At 60.7% G+C, this 17,725-nt stretch carries 13 protein-coding genes and 2 pseudogenes; 7 read left to right on the top strand and 8 right to left on the bottom strand.

The features are described from left to right. Nucleotides 1-9 precede the first annotated feature (9 nt). Entirely contained in the window at nucleotides 10-1,542 is a 1,533-nt protein-coding gene (locus C8K44_RS24550) for a Fic family protein (RefSeq protein WP_109578400.1), read from the top strand. 352 nt (nucleotides 1,543-1,894) lie between these two features. Here the strand turns inward: C8K44_RS24550 and C8K44_RS24555 are convergent, their stop codons facing one another. Beyond that, on the bottom strand, nucleotides 1,895-2,752 hold the full coding sequence (locus tag C8K44_RS24555) for a LysR substrate-binding domain-containing protein (protein WP_109578401.1): 858 nt from the start codon (nucleotides 2,750-2,752) through the stop codon (nucleotides 1,895-1,897). Between the two features lie 135 nt (nucleotides 2,753-2,887). Here C8K44_RS24555 and C8K44_RS24560 point away from each other — a divergent pair, with 135 nt between their 5' ends. From C8K44_RS24560 to C8K44_RS24575, 4 genes and pseudogenes are all read left to right on the top strand, one after another. Continuing rightward, nucleotides 2,888-3,886 carry a zinc-dependent alcohol dehydrogenase family protein gene (locus C8K44_RS24560; RefSeq protein WP_245417615.1) on the top strand — a complete coding sequence of 333 codons (999 nt, stop codon included), beginning with the start codon at nucleotides 2,888-2,890 and terminating at the stop codon, nucleotides 3,884-3,886. Further along, on the top strand, nucleotides 3,879-4,676 hold the full coding sequence (locus C8K44_RS24565; protein WP_109578403.1) for a fumarylacetoacetate hydrolase family protein: 798 nt from the start codon (nucleotides 3,879-3,881) through the stop codon (nucleotides 4,674-4,676). Before C8K44_RS24560 ends, C8K44_RS24565 begins: the two co-directional genes overlap by 8 nt. Nucleotides 4,677-4,773: 97 nt before the next feature. Beyond that, nucleotides 4,774-6,417 carry an ABC transporter substrate-binding protein gene (locus C8K44_RS24570; protein ID WP_109578404.1) on the top strand — a complete coding sequence of 548 codons (1,644 nt, stop codon included), beginning with the start codon at nucleotides 4,774-4,776 and terminating at the stop codon, nucleotides 6,415-6,417. Nucleotides 6,418-6,509: 92 nt separating this feature from the next. Continuing rightward, nucleotides 6,510-6,701: pseudogene (locus C8K44_RS24575) on the top strand (GMC oxidoreductase); the annotation flags it as partial. Between the two features lie 353 nt (nucleotides 6,702-7,054). Here C8K44_RS24575 and C8K44_RS24580 read toward each other — a convergent pair. After that, nucleotides 7,055-7,607 (bottom strand): annotated as a pseudogene (locus tag C8K44_RS24580) (thiamine pyrophosphate-dependent enzyme); the annotation flags it as partial. A gap of 438 nt (nucleotides 7,608-8,045) precedes the next feature. Here C8K44_RS24580 and C8K44_RS24585 point away from each other — a divergent pair. Continuing rightward, the gene (locus C8K44_RS24585) at nucleotides 8,046-8,948 is read left to right on the top strand and encodes a LysR family transcriptional regulator (protein WP_109578405.1); all 903 of its coding nucleotides are present in this window, start codon (nucleotides 8,046-8,048) and stop codon (nucleotides 8,946-8,948) included. A 46-nt stretch (nucleotides 8,949-8,994) separates the two neighbouring features. Here the strand turns inward: C8K44_RS24585 and C8K44_RS24590 are convergent, their stop codons facing one another. From C8K44_RS24590 to C8K44_RS24615, 6 genes are all read right to left on the bottom strand, one after another. After that, a complete protein-coding gene (locus C8K44_RS24590; RefSeq protein WP_146204000.1) occupies nucleotides 8,995-10,584 on the bottom strand; it encodes an ABC transporter substrate-binding protein in 1,590 nt (529 codons plus the stop codon). A gap of 38 nt (nucleotides 10,585-10,622) precedes the next feature. Beyond that, nucleotides 10,623-11,537, bottom strand: a complete 915-nt coding sequence (locus tag C8K44_RS24595) for an ABC transporter permease (protein WP_109578407.1) — start codon at nucleotides 11,535-11,537, stop codon at nucleotides 10,623-10,625. Nucleotides 11,538-11,541: 4 nt separating this feature from the next. After that, complete coding sequence (locus C8K44_RS24600) at nucleotides 11,542-12,495, bottom strand: ABC transporter permease (RefSeq protein ID WP_109578408.1); 954 nt, start codon at nucleotides 12,493-12,495, stop codon at nucleotides 11,542-11,544. Nucleotides 12,496-12,499: 4 nt separating this feature from the next. Next, the gene (locus C8K44_RS24605; RefSeq protein ID WP_109578421.1) at nucleotides 12,500-14,530 is read right to left on the bottom strand and encodes an ABC transporter ATP-binding protein; all 2,031 of its coding nucleotides are present in this window, start codon (nucleotides 14,528-14,530) and stop codon (nucleotides 12,500-12,502) included. A 103-nt stretch (nucleotides 14,531-14,633) separates the two neighbouring features. After that, nucleotides 14,634-15,512: an amidohydrolase family protein gene (locus tag C8K44_RS24610; RefSeq protein WP_245417616.1), complete on the bottom strand. Its 879-nt coding sequence runs from the start codon at nucleotides 15,510-15,512 to the stop codon at nucleotides 14,634-14,636. A 28-nt stretch (nucleotides 15,513-15,540) separates the two neighbouring features. Next, the gene (locus tag C8K44_RS24615; RefSeq protein WP_109578410.1) at nucleotides 15,541-16,344 is read right to left on the bottom strand and encodes an aldolase/citrate lyase family protein; all 804 of its coding nucleotides are present in this window, start codon (nucleotides 16,342-16,344) and stop codon (nucleotides 15,541-15,543) included. A 267-nt stretch (nucleotides 16,345-16,611) separates the two neighbouring features. On the opposite strand from C8K44_RS24615, the gene C8K44_RS24620 reads away from it, so the two are divergent. Further along, on the top strand, nucleotides 16,612-17,715 hold the full coding sequence (locus C8K44_RS24620; RefSeq protein WP_109578411.1) for a hypothetical protein: 1,104 nt from the start codon (nucleotides 16,612-16,614) through the stop codon (nucleotides 17,713-17,715). Nucleotides 17,716-17,725: the final 10 nt, after the last annotated feature.

Consider the following 17,725-nt stretch of genomic DNA (forward strand, 5'->3'; position numbering starts at 1 on the left):
TCGGAATTCATGGAAATCGAACAACGAAAGCCATTTTCAGAAGCGGTAACCGCTTTTCACGGGCGCCCACTGCCCGAAGCGGCCATTCCAGTCGGTTACGCCGCATTGATTGACGCCTTCGAGTTGGAGGTGCCGATCCCGATCCACCTGGCGGCGATCGGTCCGCGGCACAAGGTCTACGAGGCTGACGGATGGAAGCTCTATACCCCACGCCACCAGCCAGACGCCAGTGTCAGCGGTCATCTCACCTTCGCGCTTCGCTATGAAGGGCTCGACCTTGCAGTTCTCAAGACGCTGTTTTTTGCCACGGGGCCCGAGCCGATTGTGGCCCTGATACGCGCAGCTCCAACCGGCTCCTACGCACGGCGGATCTGGTTCCTGTACGAATGGCTGCTCGACACTCGGCTCGATCTGCCTGACGCCACGCTCGGAAGCTACGCACTTGTCCTCGACCCGGACCAGCAATGGGCAATTAGGGGGACGACATCGTCACGCCATCGCGTGAAAAACAATCTGCCTGGTACGCCCGCATATTGCCCGCTGATCTTTCGCACGCCGACGCTGGAGCGGTTTGTAGCACGCAATCTCAGTGACCAAGCACGGCATCTCGTGGCCGACCTGCCCGCAGACCTCCTTGCCCGCACTGCGGCGTTTCTGCTGCTCAAGGATTCGCGATCGAGCTTCCAGATCGAGGGCGACGACCCGCCCCAGGAGCGCATTCAACGCTGGGGGCACGCGATTGGCGAGGCGGGCCGTCGCCCGATCGACCGCGCCGAATTGGAGCGCTTGCAGGGCATTGTCATCGGAGACGCACGTTTCGTACATCTCGGATTGAGAGATCAGGGCGGGTTTGTTGGCGAACACGATCGTCAGAACGGTACACCCATTCCCGATCACATCAGCGCACGGCATCAGGATTTACCGGCTCTAATCGACGGCCTGACGGCTTTTGATCGTGGCGCCGCGCGGGATCTCGATCCGGTTCTTGCCGCGGCCGTCCTCGCATTCGGCTTCGTCTACATCCATCCGTTCGAGGATGGAAACGGCCGGCTCCACCGCTACCTTATGCATCATGTTCTGGCGGAACGCGGCTTCAACCCACCCGGTCTTGTCTTCCCCGTATCGGCCGTTATTCTTGATAGGATTGCCGACTACCGGCGCGTGTTGGAAACCTATTCACGTCGTCTTTTACCGCTCATCCGCTGGCGCCCCACTGACCGGGGGAACGTCGCGGTCCTCAACGAGACGGCGGACTTCTATCGCTATTTCGATGCGACGCCCCAGGCAGAGTTCCTGTTCGAATGCGTCGCGCGCGCAATCGATGTCGACCTACCTTCTGAAACCGCGTTCCTTCGGAGGTACGATAGTTTCAAGGCACAGGTGAAAGGAATGGTCGACATGCCGGACCGGGTACTCGACCTCCTGTACCGGTTCTTGCGACAGAACGGGGGCAAGCTGTCGAAGCGTGCGCGCGAAAATGAGTTCGCCGCCCTTACCGACGATGAAGCTGTGCGGATCGAGGCAATCTACGCAGACGTCTAACAGCCGTGTTTGCGTTTGAACCGACGTTTTGAAGCCTAAACAGCCCTTGCCTTGTTTCAGGAAGATGCCGGATCACGGCGAATGATGTCGACTTAGACAGCCGACTATGGATCAGCAGTATGCCTGGGGGAATAGGCAATCGCGGCCGGCCCGGCATCAAAGGTCGCAGTGACTATTGCTCCATCTGGCTGCTTTGCACTAAGGGCCGTACTTGCCAGAGCGTTCGCGAGCGTCGTGTATGGGGCCGGAGTGGACAGTCCGCTTCCATGATAGGGATACTCTGTTCAGTCGTTCCAGAAGGTCGACCCTGCAGGACTGTCCGGTTCACCTTAAAGCCAGCCTCGCGGTGGCGTCAGTGGGCAAGATTGTCGGTGAGGAAAGAGAGAAGAGGCTGAACAATGCGCGCTTCGCTCTTTTCCTCACCGATGACCACGATCTCGGTCATGGGAAGTGCAGGCCACTGATCCGACGGGCGGATAACCTGCATTCCTTCCTGTACAAACGATCTGCCGAGTACGGTCACCCCGAACCCGCCGGCGACGGCCGCACACGCGCCAGCTAGGCTGTTGGTGGTACAGGCCACGTACCAATCGCGCCGAACCGAATCGAGCGCCTTGATGGCCACGCCGCGATATGTGCAGGGGGCTGGCAAGAGAACCAGCGGCACCGCTTCTTCTTGATCGCGATCATGCTGCTTGGACGAGATCCACATCAATGGTTCGCGCCAGATGACCCTGCCCCGCTGCGCGCGTCCGTCCTTTTTTGCGATCACGATGTCGAGCCGGTCCTCATCATAGGCCGCCAAGAGGTTACAGCTGAGGCCCGTCATCAATTCGAGCCGTATTGCCGGACACAAGCTCGTAAATTTCGACAGCAATGCAGGCAGATGGTGAGGCACGAAATCTTCCGAAATGCCTATGCGTAGCCGTTCGGCATCCGAAGAGTCGACGAGCGTACGAACCGCCAGATCATTGAATTCGAGTATGCGCCTCGCAGCGGACAGAAGCCGCTCCCCCTCACCGGTGAGTACGAGGGAACGGCTGGTCCGCCGGAAAAGCGGGCGCCCCAGCAGATCTTCGAGCCGGATGATCTTTTGGCTGACGGCAGACTGCGAACGTCCGACGACGTCAGCAGCAGCCGTGAAGCTACCTGTTTCGGCGACCGTCGTGAACGCGCGGAGCAGATCGATTTCTAGATCGGGATATCTCATTGCGGCCCCTGTCGTCGTCCAGGCGTCACCATAAGCCAGAAACGTTCCAGATCGATAGCATTAGATTTATGCGTTTCCTCTCATGCGGCGCTGCCGGCAAAGTGCCCAACAGACGAAATGTGTAGGGATTGGTGGATGCGTGCAATGGTCGTGGGGGCTTTCGGAGGCCCGGAGAACTTCAATCTTGCCGAGATGGCGACGCCTCGACCGGGCCCGGGAGAGGTGTTGGTGAGGCTGCAGGCCACGTCCGTTAACCCGGTCGATGTCCGTATCCTGAGAGGGCTCCCGATCGGGCCCGTCTTGCCTGCCGTACTGGGCGCCGACCTTGCCGGGGCCGTGGAAGCCATTGGCGAAGGCGTTTCGGACCTGGCACCAGGAGACTTGGTCTATGGCTGCGCAGGTGGCGTCAAAGGGCTTGGAGGGACTTTCGCCGAATACATTGCCGCCGATGCTCGCTTGCTCGCGCCGAAGCCACGCAATCTTTCGATGCTTGAGGCAGCGGCGCTGCCATTGGTTTCGATTACGGCGTGGAACTGCATGACGCGAGCAGCCGTTGGCGCATCCGATCATGTGTTGGTCCATGGCGGCTGCGGTGGTGTTGGTCACATCGCCATCCAGCTGGCGAAAGCACGTGGCGCGCGTGTCGCAGCCACCGTCTCGTCGATGGAAAAGGCAGCACTTGCCCGCGAACTGGGTGCCGACGACACGATCCTCTACCTGGGGGAGACGGTTTCCGACTATGTCGGCAGACTGACTGGCGGCCATGGCTTCGACGTCGTCATCGATACGGTCGGCGGCGAATGTCTCGACCGTTCGCTGCAGGCGGCTGCACCGCACGGCCGTGTTGTCGCCACGGCAGCGCGAAGTACCCACGATCTGTCGCCGATGCATGCAAAGGCGCTGTCTCTCCACGTCGTTTTCATGTTGATCCCGCTGCTTTCGCGCATCGGCAGGGAGCAGCATGGCCGGATCCTCGTCGAACTGGCTGGCCTCGTCGAAAGTGGCAAGGTTCGGCCACTGCTCGACCCTGGACACTTCACTCTGGACAGGCTGCCCGACGCGTTCCGCCGTCTCGAAAGTGGTCAGGCGGTTGGCAAGGTCGTTATCGATACAGCTGGGGGCTCCCATGCGTGATACACCCGGGACCTCGAAACGCCTCGACATGCGCGAGGCGGCAGAGGCAATCCTGAGAGCCGAACGCAGTGCGACGAGCATGCCTCCGCTGAGCGGCGAACATCCTGATCTGACGCTCGATGAAGCATATGGCATCCAGAACCTGTTGAACGACATGCGTCAAAAGCAGGGGATGCGCTTCGCTGGCTACAAGATCGGCCTGACCTGGCTCTCCACCCAGATAGCCTGCGATCTGACCGAGCCGATCCGCGGAAGGATCCTGAGCGATGCCGTCTTCGACAGCGGCTCCAGGATTCCAGCCGCACGGTTCGTGAAGCCGCATATCGAGGTCGAACTGGCCTTTGTCATGGGACGTGACCTCGATAGACCAGGTGCAACGATAGAAGAGGTGCTGCAGGCAACGGAGACCATCGTCCCTGCCCTCGAGCTCGTCGACCATCGAATGGCTCACCCGCGAATTGTTGCCGACACGGTTGCCGACAACTCGGCCTTCGCCGCCATAGTCCTTTCTGAACGGCGCTTTCGCCCAGAGACCATCGACGTTCGTTGGGTCGGCGCAACCCTGTCGCGCAATGGCATCGTAGAAGAGACGGGCGTTTCGGCAATCGGGATGGGCCACCCCGCCGCGTGTATCGCCTGGCTGGCAAACGCGCTTGTCGAGACTGGAGAGCGTCTTCGCAAAGGAGACATCGTCATGTCCGGGGCTTTCGCAAGAGCCGTCGCGGTGGTGGTCGGCGACCAGATCGAGGCAGATTTTGGTCCACTCGGAAGCGTCAAGGCATCGTTCTGAAGCAAGTCCGTTTTCGGCTCAGGCGCCCCACTCAATAGCCGACTTTCACCCGTCGCCACGATTTCGTGGCACCGACATTCCCAGCGAGGAGCACGCAATGAACAATCGCAACCATGATGAAAAGCCGATACCGGCGGCGGTCGCGCAGATGGCGCGGATGGCCAAGGCCGGTCGAATGGATAGGCGCGAGTTTCTGACCATCGCCAGCACCATGGGACTGAGCGCAGCGACCGCCTATGCCCTTGCCGGACTGGCGATGCCCGTGACTGCGCTGGCGGCAACCCCGCAAAAAGGCGGCGTGCTCAGGGTTGCAATGCCCGTCAAGGAACTGAAGGATCCGCGCACGTTCGACTGGGGGGAGATGGGCAATCTCGGCCGGCAGTTTCTAGAGCCCTTTGTCAAATACACCGCCAACTACACGTTCGAGCCCATGCTTCTTGAAAGCTGGGACGTCAACGACGATGCGACGCAGTATGTGCTGCATCTGCGCAAAGGCGTGAAATGGAACAACGGCGACGATTTCACGGCGGAGGATGTGATATTCAACATCACCCGTTGGTGCGACAAGAAGACCCCGGGCAATTCCATGGCCGGGCGCATGGCCGCGCTTGTCGATCCCGCAACCGGTAAGGCGCGAGCGGACGCCATCGCCAAGGTCGACGACCACACGGTCAAGCTGTCCTTGTCGAAATCGGACATATCGCTGATTGCCAACTTTGCCGATTTTCCCGCACTCATCGTTCACCGCAGGTACGAAGAAACGGGTTCCGATCTGGTGCAGCATCCCATCGGCACGGGGCCGTTCGAGCTCGTCTCCTTCGACACATCCGTGCGCGCCGTCTACAAGCGCCGGGAAGGCTGGTGGGGCGGCGAGACTTATCTCGACGGCGTCGAGTTCGTTGATTACGGCACCGACCCCAATGCACTCGCCAGTGCGTTCGAAGCAGGCGAAGTCGACGCCAACTTCGAGACCACCGGCGATCAGATCCAAGTGCTGGACTCAATGGGCCTCTCACGCAGCGAGGCCCAGACGGCAGCGACCGCCGTTGCCCGCTTCAATGTGACCAACAAGCCGTACGATGATCAGCGCGTACGCAACGCAATGCAACTCGCCGTCGACAATGCGGCGGTCCTGGAACTTGGATATAGCGGCCGCGGGGATGTCGCTGAAAACCACCATGTCTGCCCAATCCACCCCGAGTATTTTCCGTTGCCGAAGCTGGAGCGGAATCTCGAAAAGGCCGCGGCGCTCATGAATGACGCCGGCATGATGGATTTCGAACACGAACTCATAAGCAGCGACGACGACTGGCATCGAGGGACCGCAGACGCGATCGCGGGGCAGCTGCGAGACGCAGGCTTCAAGGTCAAGCGCACCGTGCTGCCCAGTTCCACATTCTGGAATGACTGGACGAAGTACCCGTTTTCGCTGACCGGGTGGACAATGCGTCCCTTGGGCGTGCAGATCTTGGCGCTCGCCTATAGGAGCGGTGAGGCCTGGAACGAAACCGGGTTTGCCAACGTGGAGCTCGATACCAAGCTCAACGAGGCGCTCTCGATCTCCGATGTCGAAAAGCGGCGTAGCGCCATGGAAGACATTGAAAAGATCCTTCAGGGGTCCGGGGTGATCATCCAACCCTACTGGCGCAAGGTATTTGCCCACTTCGTTCCAAAGGTCAAAGACCATCACGCTCATCCGCTTCTCCAGATCCAGCTCGAGAAAGTTTGGCTCGAGTCCTGAAATCGCCAGCAGCGCACCGGGTGTGTGCGTGACGGGGTCCACCTGCCGCAGGCACCAAAGAGTGGCAGGAGTTCGGCGCAACTTTGCCCATGGCCTAGTTCCGCCTGGAGGAGTTCAAGCCGGGCGCACATATCCAGGCGCCCGGGGAACTCGCCCGCGCCGCGGGCGAAATCGCCACGACAGTCTTCCATCCCGTCGGTACTGCACGAATGGGCAGCGACGACATGGCGGTGGTTGATCCTCAGCAGCGCGTGCACGGGATCTATGGACTCCGCGTTGCGGATTGTCGGAAACACCTGTCGGTAGATCAAGCGTGCTGAACAGCGCTTTCGGCTCCAGATTGTAGGAGTGGGCCACATAGCCCACTGTCATCCATGGTTCGATCGGCTCGTCGTGGTGAGAGCGGTTGGATAACCGACAGCTTTTGCGGTGGGCAGAATGCTCACGCCTTTCAGTTCCCATGGTCCAATGCGGGAAGCGTCAGATAAGTTGCTCGGTGCGCCTTTGGCTGCCTTCCAACCGATGCTCCCTTGAGGTCGTCGATAGCGAGATCCCCTCCGTTCGCGGTCATTAACGCCGCCGTGCCAAGCCGCCAGCTACGAGGGTCGGCGACGATGCGTCAACTCGACATTGCGTTCTATATTCGCGCTTCGATGAGGAAAGGACCCTTACGCGTCAAGGCCGCTGCGAAAATGTCAGCGAATTGTTCAATGGTGTCGACGCGGGCTGCCTCGACCCCCCATACCGCGCGCAAGCAGGCACCAGTCGAGTTCGGGGTTGTCGAGATCGAGCATACGACGCGCATTGCGGCCGAAATCGTTGACGCCAACATTTCGCATCTCGTTTTGCAGGATTGCATATGCGCGATTGGCGAAGACAATGGTTACAACGTCGAGCTGTTCGCGCGCCTGGGTCCAAAGCCCCTGGAGCGTGTACATGCCGCTTCCGTCAGCCTGCAGTGCTACGACTTTGCGTTCCGGGCAAGCGATGGCCGCACCCGCCGCAAGCGGAATGCCGATTCCGATCGCGCCGCCTGTCAGCGCAATGTGGTCATGGGGAACAAGCTGCGGCGCCAGCACCGCCATCTTGCCGGCGGAAGTGATCGATTCTTCACAGATGATGGCGTTTTCGGGCAGCCTCCGAGCAACCGCGATGGTGATACTTTCGGCATTGAGCACGCCTGTTGGGGCGGCAATGTCGGACTGGCCCAATCGGTTGGGCATGAAGGGCGCGTCGGCACCCAGACCAGCTACCTCGGCTTCATCCACATCGTCTCAATCCGCCTGTGGATCAGCCAATTTGTCAACGCCTCCTAAGTGGTCGAGCCATTTTGATTGCGTCCAACGTTCGTTGCTGATCTTTAAATGACTGATCACTCACTCATTTTCAAATACCCTGTTGCAACAAGCAGGGACGATCGGAAATTCCCGGTCTTCAGATCGGCGGGTTGGCGTGACGGTGAGGGGGTGCCGATCGCGTCCTTGCGACCTAGGCTGGCACATGGACCTCGTGAAACAACAGTGCCCCTGCTGTTCTCTCCTGCCAGTAATGATATACATTGCCAAACAATACGCTCGCAGCGATGCTGCGGATGCAATCCGCTCTGAAAATCACCCATAGGGCACTCCATGAACCTGAAGCAGCTGCAGTATTTTTATATGCTGGCGGAGGAGCTGCATTTTCGGCGCGCAGCCGAAAAGCTCAACATCACTCAGTCGCCGCTCTCCATCGCGATCCAGAACCTAGAGCAGGAACTCGGTTGCCAACTTTTTGTCAGGACACAGCGGCGCGTCCAGTTGACCGAAGTCGGAGAAAGGTTGCGGGATCACGCCCGCAGCATCATCGAGAAAGTCGAGTTCTGCGAACAGGATCTTGCCGCGGTTGTCAGCGGCAAGGCGGGCCAGTTGCGTATCGGCTTCACGTCGGCCTCCTCGCTCCTGTCACCATTTCCCGCCCTGATCCACGCCTTCCGCCGGGAGTATCCCGACATTGACGTCTCACTGAAGGAAGCGGCAACGCTGGTGCAACTCGACTCCATCCAGAACCGCGATCTCGATGTCGGGGTCATTCGCCGCCCGCGCCAGCAACTAGCGACGGCGATTTCTTTTCGCAAACTCAAGACAGACAAGCTGGTGGTGGCGATGCATAGCTCTCACCCGCTACTGGAGCGCGAAGAGGTCCGCATCGCCGATCTTGCCGGCGAGCGCTTCATCTTCTTTCCGCGAAAAATGGGCGTTGGTATCTACGACCAGTTCATCGAGCTCTGTGGCAAACGTGGTTTCATGCCCGACATTGTCCAGGAGTCCCAATCGACAACGACCATCGTCGGCTTGGTCGCCGCGGGTCTTGGAGTGGCCATCGTCCCATCTGGCCTCGCCTATATCCAAATCCCGAACGTCGCCTTCAAGACGCTTGCGGACGCGGATGCCGAAACCGACCTTTTGCTGGCTTACAGGGCCGGCGAGGAAAACCCACGCCTCGCGCACCTCATCCGCCTGGCGCAAGTAGCATTCGCACAGGCTGAAACATGAACACCCTCCGCCACGGCGGAGGGTGCCAGTTTTCGAGCAGTCGTTGCTACTCAGCCAGCCAGGTCGACGACTGATCGAGGTAGAGGAAGTTGCTGGGACTGAACGTCCAGCCCCTCAGCGCCGATGCCATGGCGACATCGCGCTCCAGCCAGACCACGGGCAGCGAGTAGGATTTCTCGTACAGGCGCTTTTCGAAGGCCCGCAGCAATTCCTTACGCTTGGCTTCATCGGTCTCCGTTGTCTGCTTTGTCCAAAGACCATCGAGTTCGCGGTCGGTGAAACGTCCTGCCGAACGCGCCGACTGATCGTAGGAGATGTACTTCGTCATCTGTTCGGTCGGCTCTTCCCGCAGCGCCGAATAGATGTCCGTGATCGCTTCAAAGTCCCCGCTGTTGATGGCTGCAGCCCAAGGCGGTGTCTCCACCACCTGGTTGTTCGCCGTCACGCCGATCTGGCGCCACTGGTCGATCAGAAAGACACCGAAGTCTACGACGATAGGCGGGCCGTTGCGGACCGTCAGGTTGAAGGTCAGGTTCTCCTGGCCTGCCTCCTTGAGCAAGCGACGGGCTTCGGCTCGCGCCGCCTCGATATCGCCGCCGAACCCGGCAAACTGCTTCAGTTCCTCGTCTGAAGAAGCGAATTTGCCGCCGGGCATGAAGATCCCGCCGGGAAAGCGCATCTCGGTCGTCGTCCCCAGCGCCTTCGCTGCGCCCCAGCGATCGATGGCGAGATTGAGCGCGCGCCTCACCCGCTCATCATCGAAGGGCCTCTTCGTCGAATTGAATGTGACGAGGAAGTGGGTGAGCGAGGGCCCAGACTCGACCGCGACCCCCTCGCCCATGGCACCTTTCAGGCGCTCGGCACTGGCAGGGCTGACACCGCGGAAATCGGTGGCGACCTGACCTGCCTGAATGGCATTGGCGACCGCCGGCCCTTCCATCGTGTAGGACTCAAGCGCGTCAAGATAGGGCTGCCCCGGCCGGAAGTAGCCGTCGAAGCGTGATGCCTTCCACACCGAGCCCGAGACGAAGTCGTCGAACTTGTAAGGACCGCTGCCCATGACCTTGCGCTTGGGGTAGTCCGGATCGGATGCCAGCAGCGCTGCCGAATAGACGCAGTTCCACGGCGACGCGAAGGTGCCGAGCACGGAGGTGTCCCACGCTTTCAGCGTGAAGCGGACGGTCGCGTCGTCGACAGTCTCGATATTGGCGATCTGCCGGAAGGCCTCGATGCGCTCTGAAACCACACCTTCCGGCGGGAAGGCCAAGCGCTCGTAGGTCGCAGCCACGTCCTTGGCCGTCAGAGGCGTACCGTCATGAAATTTGACACCGGGCCTCAGATTGAATGTGTAGGACATGGTCGCCGGATCGGCCTGCCAGCTTTCGGCCAAATCGCCATCGATTTCGGGGTACGCGCCAGGCTTAAAGCGGAGCAGCGTCGAGTAGTGGGGCGCAAGCCGCATCAGGGCTGCGAAGTGGTTGGCGCTGTGGCAATCGAAATCGGCCGGGTCGTCGCTGACTGCGTAGCGCAGCGTGCCGCCGGATTTTGGCTGATCCTGGGCTATCGCCGAGAAGGTGCCTGTTGCGGCGATGGTGGTTGCGAGCACTAGCGTGCTCAGTCTGTGTCTCAAGTTCACGATGTTCCTCCCATGTGAAATTCGAACCTGTCAGTCGGTCATCGATCCCTGTTGGATTTCGGATCGAGAAGGTCGCGCAGCGCATCGCCAAACATCGAAAAGGCAAAAATGACGATGGCGATGGCAAGGCCGGGAAAGATGACAATCCAAGGCGCGGTCATGGCTGTGTTGAAAGCATTTCCGGCGAGCATCAGCCCCCAGGACGGTGTCGGCTCGACAACGCCGAGGCCGAGATAGGACAGCGAGGCTTCGATCAGGATCGCCTGGCTGACGAATGCGGTGAGCATCACGATGTACGGTCCGAAGATGTTCGGCGCCATGTGCAGGGCGATAATGCGGAAATGGCCGAAGCCGAGAGTGCGTGCCGCATCGACATAAGACATGCGCCGCATCGAAAGTGCCTGCGAGCGCGCGACCCGCGCCATCTTGGGGATGATCGGCAGCGCGATTGCGAACACCAGATTGACGTCGATGCCCAGCATCATGTCGCGGCCGAGCGTCGACACAAGCACCAGCGCCAGCACGGTGATCGGGATCGCCAGCAGGATTTCCATGAACCGCTCGAGGATCAGGTCCATCCAGCCGCCAAAATAGGCTGAGCCGATCCCAAGAAGCGCACCGATCGTGCAGCCGATGAAGCTCGCGGTAACACCGATCAGAAGCGCAGTACGGCCGCCATAGAGCACTCGGCTGAAGATATCGCGGCCGAAGCTATCAGTGCCGAGCCAGTGCAGTGCCGACGGAGCTTGCACAGCAGCGCCGTAGTCGTTTGCAAGCGGATCGTAAGGCGCGATCAGTGGCGCAAACAGCGTGAGCAGGACGCTCGCGACAATCACCACAAGCCCGAGCGCGCCAAGCGGCTCGTCCATGGCGAAGCGCAGGACGGCACTGCGCCGCCTGGGCAGTTCGCTGAGCAGTTCGGTCGAAACCGGAGCGGAGAACACGTTGCGCATGGGGTCAAGCCAGCTTGATGCGAGGGTCGATCGCCGCGTAGGCGAAATCGACGAGGAGGTTGACGACGACGAAGATGACGGTCAGCACCATGACGATGCCCTGGATGATGGCGAGGTCGCTGCGCGACACGGCATCGAGGAACAGGCGGCCGATGCCATTCAGGGAAAAGACCTGCTCGATGACCACGAGACTGCCGATCAGCAGCGCGAATTCGAGCCCGATCATAGTAATGGTCGGTAGCAGCGAGTTCGGGATGACGTGGCGGCGGATGATGTGCCCTGCCCTCAGGCCCTTGGCGCGCGCAGTGCGGACGAAGTCCTCGTGCATCACCTCGATGACCGAGGAACGCATCATGCGGATGAGGATCGCAGCATAGCGGTAGCCGATGGCGATGGCAGGCAGAGCCAGCTGCTGCAGCAGGCGAAGCGGATCGTCGAACAATGACGGGGACCCGAGCGGTGGCAGCCAGTTGAAATACCACAGCATGACAAGGGCAATGAGCATGCCGAACCAGAAGGACGGCAGTGCGATCCCGCCGATCGCGAAGGAGCGGATGGCATAATCGATCCACGTCTCGTGATAGACCCCGGCGATCGTGCCCAGCGGAATGGCGATCGCCAGCGCAAGCAACATGGCGAGAACCGCGACCTGCAGGGTGACCGGAAGGCGTAGCGCGATTTCCTCGACGACTGGCTTGCCTGTCCAGCTCGACGTTCCAAGGTCGAATGTGGCCAGGCCGGATAGGAAATCGCCATACTGGACCAGGATCGGGCGATCGAGACCAAGGCGAGCCCGCTCGGAAGCCACCAACTCGGGAGTTGGATTTCCACCTTCCGCCCGAAGCATGGTCTCGACCGCGTCCCCTGGCAGAACATTCAGCATGAAGAATATCAGCGTCGCCACGCCCAGTAGCGTTGGGATGGAAAGCAAGAGGCGGCTGATGACATAGCGGATCATGGCGCTAGACCTTGATGCAGGCGACGTGATGCGTTTCGGAAAACGCGACTGGAGCGGGCACGACCCTCGCGCATTCGGCGCTGGCCAGGGGACAGCGCGTACGGAAGACGCAGCCGCTGGGCGGGTCTAGCGGCGACGGCAGTTCACCCTTGACGGCAATGCCCTGCCGACGAGCGCGGCCGACATCCGCTAGGGCTGGGACGGAGGCCAGCAATGCCTGCGTGTAGGGGTGCCTCGGCGCTTCGAAGAGTTCGCTTGCCGTGCCCGTTTCGACGATGCGGCCGAGATACATCACCGCGACGCGATCGGAGATGTGGCGGATGACGGCAAGGTCATGCGCAATCAGCAGATAGCTCAGACCGAGTTGCGATTGCAGGTCGGCCAAAAGGTTCATCACCTGCGCCTGAATCGAGACATCAAGTGCGGAAACTGGCTCATCCAGGATGATGAACTTCGGGTTCATCCCGAGAGCCCTGGCAATGCCGACGCGTTGGCGCTGACCTCCCGACATCTGGTGCGGATACCGTGTGGCCATATCCGCAGGTAGACCAACGAGCCCAAGCAGCTCTTCGACACGCCCTGCTGCTTCAGCCTTTGACTTGCAAAGGCCATGCACCAGCAGCGGCTCGGCCAAGGCATGGCCGATCCTGTGGCGCGGATTGAGCGACGTGTGAGGATCCTGGTAGACCACCTGAACCTGCTGCCGCAGCTGGGTGACCTCGGCTTTGGTCGCGGAAAGCATGTCGTGACCAAGATAATCGGCGCTTCCGGCGGTAGCTTCTTCGAGACGCAGCAGCGTGCGGGCAACAGTGGTCTTGCCGCAACCGGATTCGCCGACGAGGCCAAGCGTACCGCCTTCGGGCACGTCGAAGTCGATCGCCTGAAGCGCTCTGACGGTAGCCCCTTTGCCCAGGTGGAAGTCCTTGGACAGCCCCCGGACCCGAAGGGCGATCCCTGTGTCAGCCTTTCCGCCCCTGGTTTCAGTTCCAGTCGGGTTGTCTATGGGGCGACGCAAGTCACCCGGATGGAAGCAAGCGAAGCTGTGCCCACCATCGCCCGCCCGGCCTGGACTTGCCGCACAAACCTTTGTTGCTGCTTCGCAGCGCAGCCGGAACGCGCAGCCCGAAGGCAGGCAGCGCAGGCTCGGCGGTTGGCCGGGAATATTCTTTAGACGCTCCTGTCGTGGCTGGTCGAGATGAGGCACGGCACCGAGCAAGCCGATCGTGTAGCGGTGTCGCGGTTGCTCGAGGACCTGTGCCGAGGAGCCGGATTCGACGATGCGCCCGGCATACATGACGTGAACGCGGTCGGCGTAGCGCGCGACCAGACCGAGATTGTGGGTGATCAGCACCAGTCCAACGCCGAGCTCGTCGACCAGGCCACGCAGCAGCTCGAGGATCTGCGCCTGTATGGTGACATCCAGCGCCGTAGTCGGCTCATCGGCGATGATCACCTTCGGATTGCAGGCGAGCGCGATTGCGATCATCGCGCGTTGGCGCATCCCGCCGGAGAACTCGTGCGGATACTGATGCATGCGGCGTTCAGGATCTGTCACGCCCACCTTGGTCAACAGCTCAACAGCCCGCCTCTCAGCATCCTTCATCGTCATGTCGAGATGCTCAAGCATCGGCTCGATGATCTGCCGGCCTATGGTGAGCAGCGGGTTGAGCGAGGTCATCGGCTCCTGGAAAATCATGGCGATGTCGCGCCCGCGCAGGCGCCGCATCGCTTCTTCGGGAAGCGCGAAGTAGTCCTTGCCGTTAAGCTCTGCAGCCCCGGTGAAGCGCGTGGCGCCGTCGCCCGGCAGAAGGCGCATGACCGCGAGAGACGAGACCGACTTGCCGCAACCCGATTCCCCTACGAGGGCGACCACCTCGCCGGCATGCACGTCATAGCTGATGCCGCGGACCGCATTGAGTAGAGCGTCCTGCGAAACAAACTGGACGTGAAGATCGCGGACCGAGAGCAGCGGAGCTACGGCAGCCGGAGCAGTTCCGGAGTCGTCTGCCAGCACTGCCTTTGCCGCTGATACCATGACGTCGCTTACCCTCGCGCTCTTCCTGGACTCGGCCGGGAACTTCGCGATGCTATCGCGGGTTGCTGTCTCGGCCGTAGTCCAGAGCGCTTGCATGACAGGCTTACTCAAAAGCGAAAAGGGTTTGCGGGTTGTCGACAAGTATTGCCTTGCGGTCATCCGCATCGGGTGCCCAGTCGACAAGCAGGTTCAGCAGTTCACCCGTGTCGCGGCCGGAATGGGGAATATGCGGCCAGTCGGACCCCCAGATCGCCCGGCGCGGGTTCTGCGCTACGATGGCCCTGGCCACGTCCGCCACCGCCTCGTACCCCTTGTCCTTGGCGATGCGGTACGGTCCGCTCAGCTTCAGATAGCACTGGCCCTCGGTCATCAGAGCCAACAGTCGCTTGAAGTCGGCCTGCGTCAGCCCATCGGAGGCCAGCATATAGCCCATGTGGTCGATGACATAAGGTGTCTCCACGCCGTGAAGGAAATCGACGAGGTCGCGCACTACATAGCCGGGCGCATAGAACTGCAGGTGCCAGCCGAGCGCATCGACCATCTTCGCCATCCTGGCGATGTAGCTCTTGATGTCCTCGATCGGCTGCTGGGCGCGCTTGAACAGGTCGAGGCGGATGCCCCTGATGCCGGCCTCGTGGAAACCCTCCAATTCGGAGTGGCTGACATCGTCCTCGACCATGACCAGACCGCGTGCAGCATTGCCGGCCTTGGCCAGCGCGTCGAGCAGGCACGAGTTGTCGGCTCCGTAGAAGCTTGGCTGGACAATAACGAAGCGTTCGATGCCGAGAACGCGCATCAGCCCCTGGAAGTGATCAAGCTTGCCGTCGGGCAGCGTGTAGTGAGGCATGGGAACATGCGGATAACGGTCTTCGGGACCGAACACATGCATATGCGCATCGCAAGCACCTGATGGTAGCTCGAAATTCGGCAGCGTCAGCCCTTCCAGCGGTAGCATGGGTTCGGATTTAAGGGGTGCATTCATGTAGGCATTCCATCTTCCAAAAAAGCGTTCAGGCCCGGGCGAACGTGCGCCACTTCTCCAGCCGCTGGCTCAGCGCCTCGACAAAGAGATCGGTGTCGATCGCCGTGAAGACGAAGGGCGCAGCTCCCATCTCAACAAGTGACGCGTAGTGCTCGGGTCCTGCCAGGCCGCCGATGACCGCGACCTTTCCGTGACGGTGGGCGGCCGCGATCACTTGTCTGCAAAGCTCGGCGACGGCTGGATGCTGCACTTCGCCCAACAGGCCCATGCCTGCCGAAAGATCGTTCAGCCCGAGACCGACGACATCGACGCCTTCGACTGCTGCGATCGCATCGGCATTGGCGACAGCCTCCGGCGTTTCGAGCAGCACCTGCATGATGACGCGGCCGTTGGCCAAAGCGACACGCTCGGCACCGGGTATCCGACGGAAGCCGAAGGTCGAAGTCAGTGCATTGTGGGAACGCCCGCCAGCGGGCGGATAGCGGCAATAGGATGCAGCTTCGCGGGCATCGGCTGCCGTGACGATATGGGGGATGATCAGGCCGGACGCGCCGCCATCGAGAACACGTCCGATAACGCCGAGGTCACCTTCGGGAATTCGAACCCATGCCCCCAGCCCGAGGTCGCCGGCCAAGGCGCACATCTGGGCTGCGGTATCCAGCGCGATGGTGGAATGCTCGAGATCGACCCAGATCAGATCGTAGCCGGCACTTGCCGCCATCCGGACGAAATCGACATTGCGTGCGCTGCGAATGCCCAAGGAGTGGCACGCAACGCCGGCACGCAACCGGTCGAGGATCGAGGTCCTCTCTTTCGGGACAACAGGCAGCATCAATTTCCTCCCGGGCGAAGTCGCTGGAACCACGCCACGGATCGGATGCTAATGCGGTCGTTTGATTACCTCCAATTCAATCGCTGGGCGTATTGATTGGCAAAGCAGAACAATCTCAATGCCTAGAATTTGTCCGCGCAGTAGCAGCACCAGCAAAACGCTTGCCGCTCGATTGATCTACGCTGCCAATCAAAATCGCAGCCGGATCGAATTGGCGTAGATCATGCGGCTCTGGCATGCTGGACGGCAGAATGTTTCGGAGGAACCATGCTTGCTCGGCAGACTACGACGCTCCTGCGCCAGATTGGCACGCTGCCGACATCAGGCGCACGCGCGGCGGAAATCTTCCGTCTAGATGGCCAAACCTTCCTGGCTGTCCCGCAACTCGCCTATGATCTTCCCGGCGCACCCGCGCATATGAATGGCGGTGACAGCGACACGGATCTTCTGATTTTCCGTTGGGACGAGAACACCTTCGCCGAACACTCTCGCCTGCCTGTGCCGGGCGGCGAAGACGCGGAATTCTTCACAATAGACGGCGTGCACTATCTGGCCACGGCCTGCGCCCGCAAAGGCAAGGGACCGTATGATCCCAACATCGCCTCGACCATCTTCCGTTGGGACGGCACCGTCTGGTCCTCTTTCCAGGTGATCCCGGGCTTCTTCGCCAAGCAGTTTCGGCATTTTTCTATCGGCAGCCGCCATTTTCTCGCGCTGGCGCTCGGTGTTTCCGTCGAAGGTGCGGTGGCCACCAATCCTCGGAATTCCTGCATCCTTGAATGGACGGGGACTGGTTTCGAACTGCTCCAAACGCTTGAAGGCCCCTGGGGCTACAATTGGTGTCACTTCACGGTCGATGATCAGCATTTTCTCGGCTATGCCGACCATGTCGAGCCGTCGCGTATCCTGAGATGGGACGGAAAACGATTCGAACCCTTCCAGACCCTCGACGGCAGCACAGGTCGTGCATTCCTGGCCATGCATGTGGCTGGAGAATTCCAGCTCGCCTTCGCCACCATCGCCGGCGACACCACCGTGCTGAAATGGAATGGCAACGCCTTCGAGCTCTTCCAGACATTGAGCGGTCCAGGCGGTCGCGAGTTCGCGACCGTGACTCGTGACGGCCGACACTATCTTGTCCAGATCAACTTCATCGAAGGCTCTCCCAAGGCGCCGAAGACCGATCTTGTCTCTTTCATCCACGTGTGGGACGGCAGCCAGTGGCAAAAGGTTTTCGAATTCGAGACCTTCGGCGCCACCGACGCAGCCTTCTTCAGCGATGCCGGCAAGACCTATCTTGTCGTCGCCAACGGCCTCACGCCTGAAGTCAAGTTCCGGCAAGACAGCGCCGTCTTCGAGTTCCTCGGCTGATCACGCAGGC

It is taken from the genome of Aminobacter sp. AP02, assembly GCF_003148805.1.
Classification (GTDB): Bacteria; Pseudomonadota; Alphaproteobacteria; order Rhizobiales; family Rhizobiaceae; genus Aminobacter.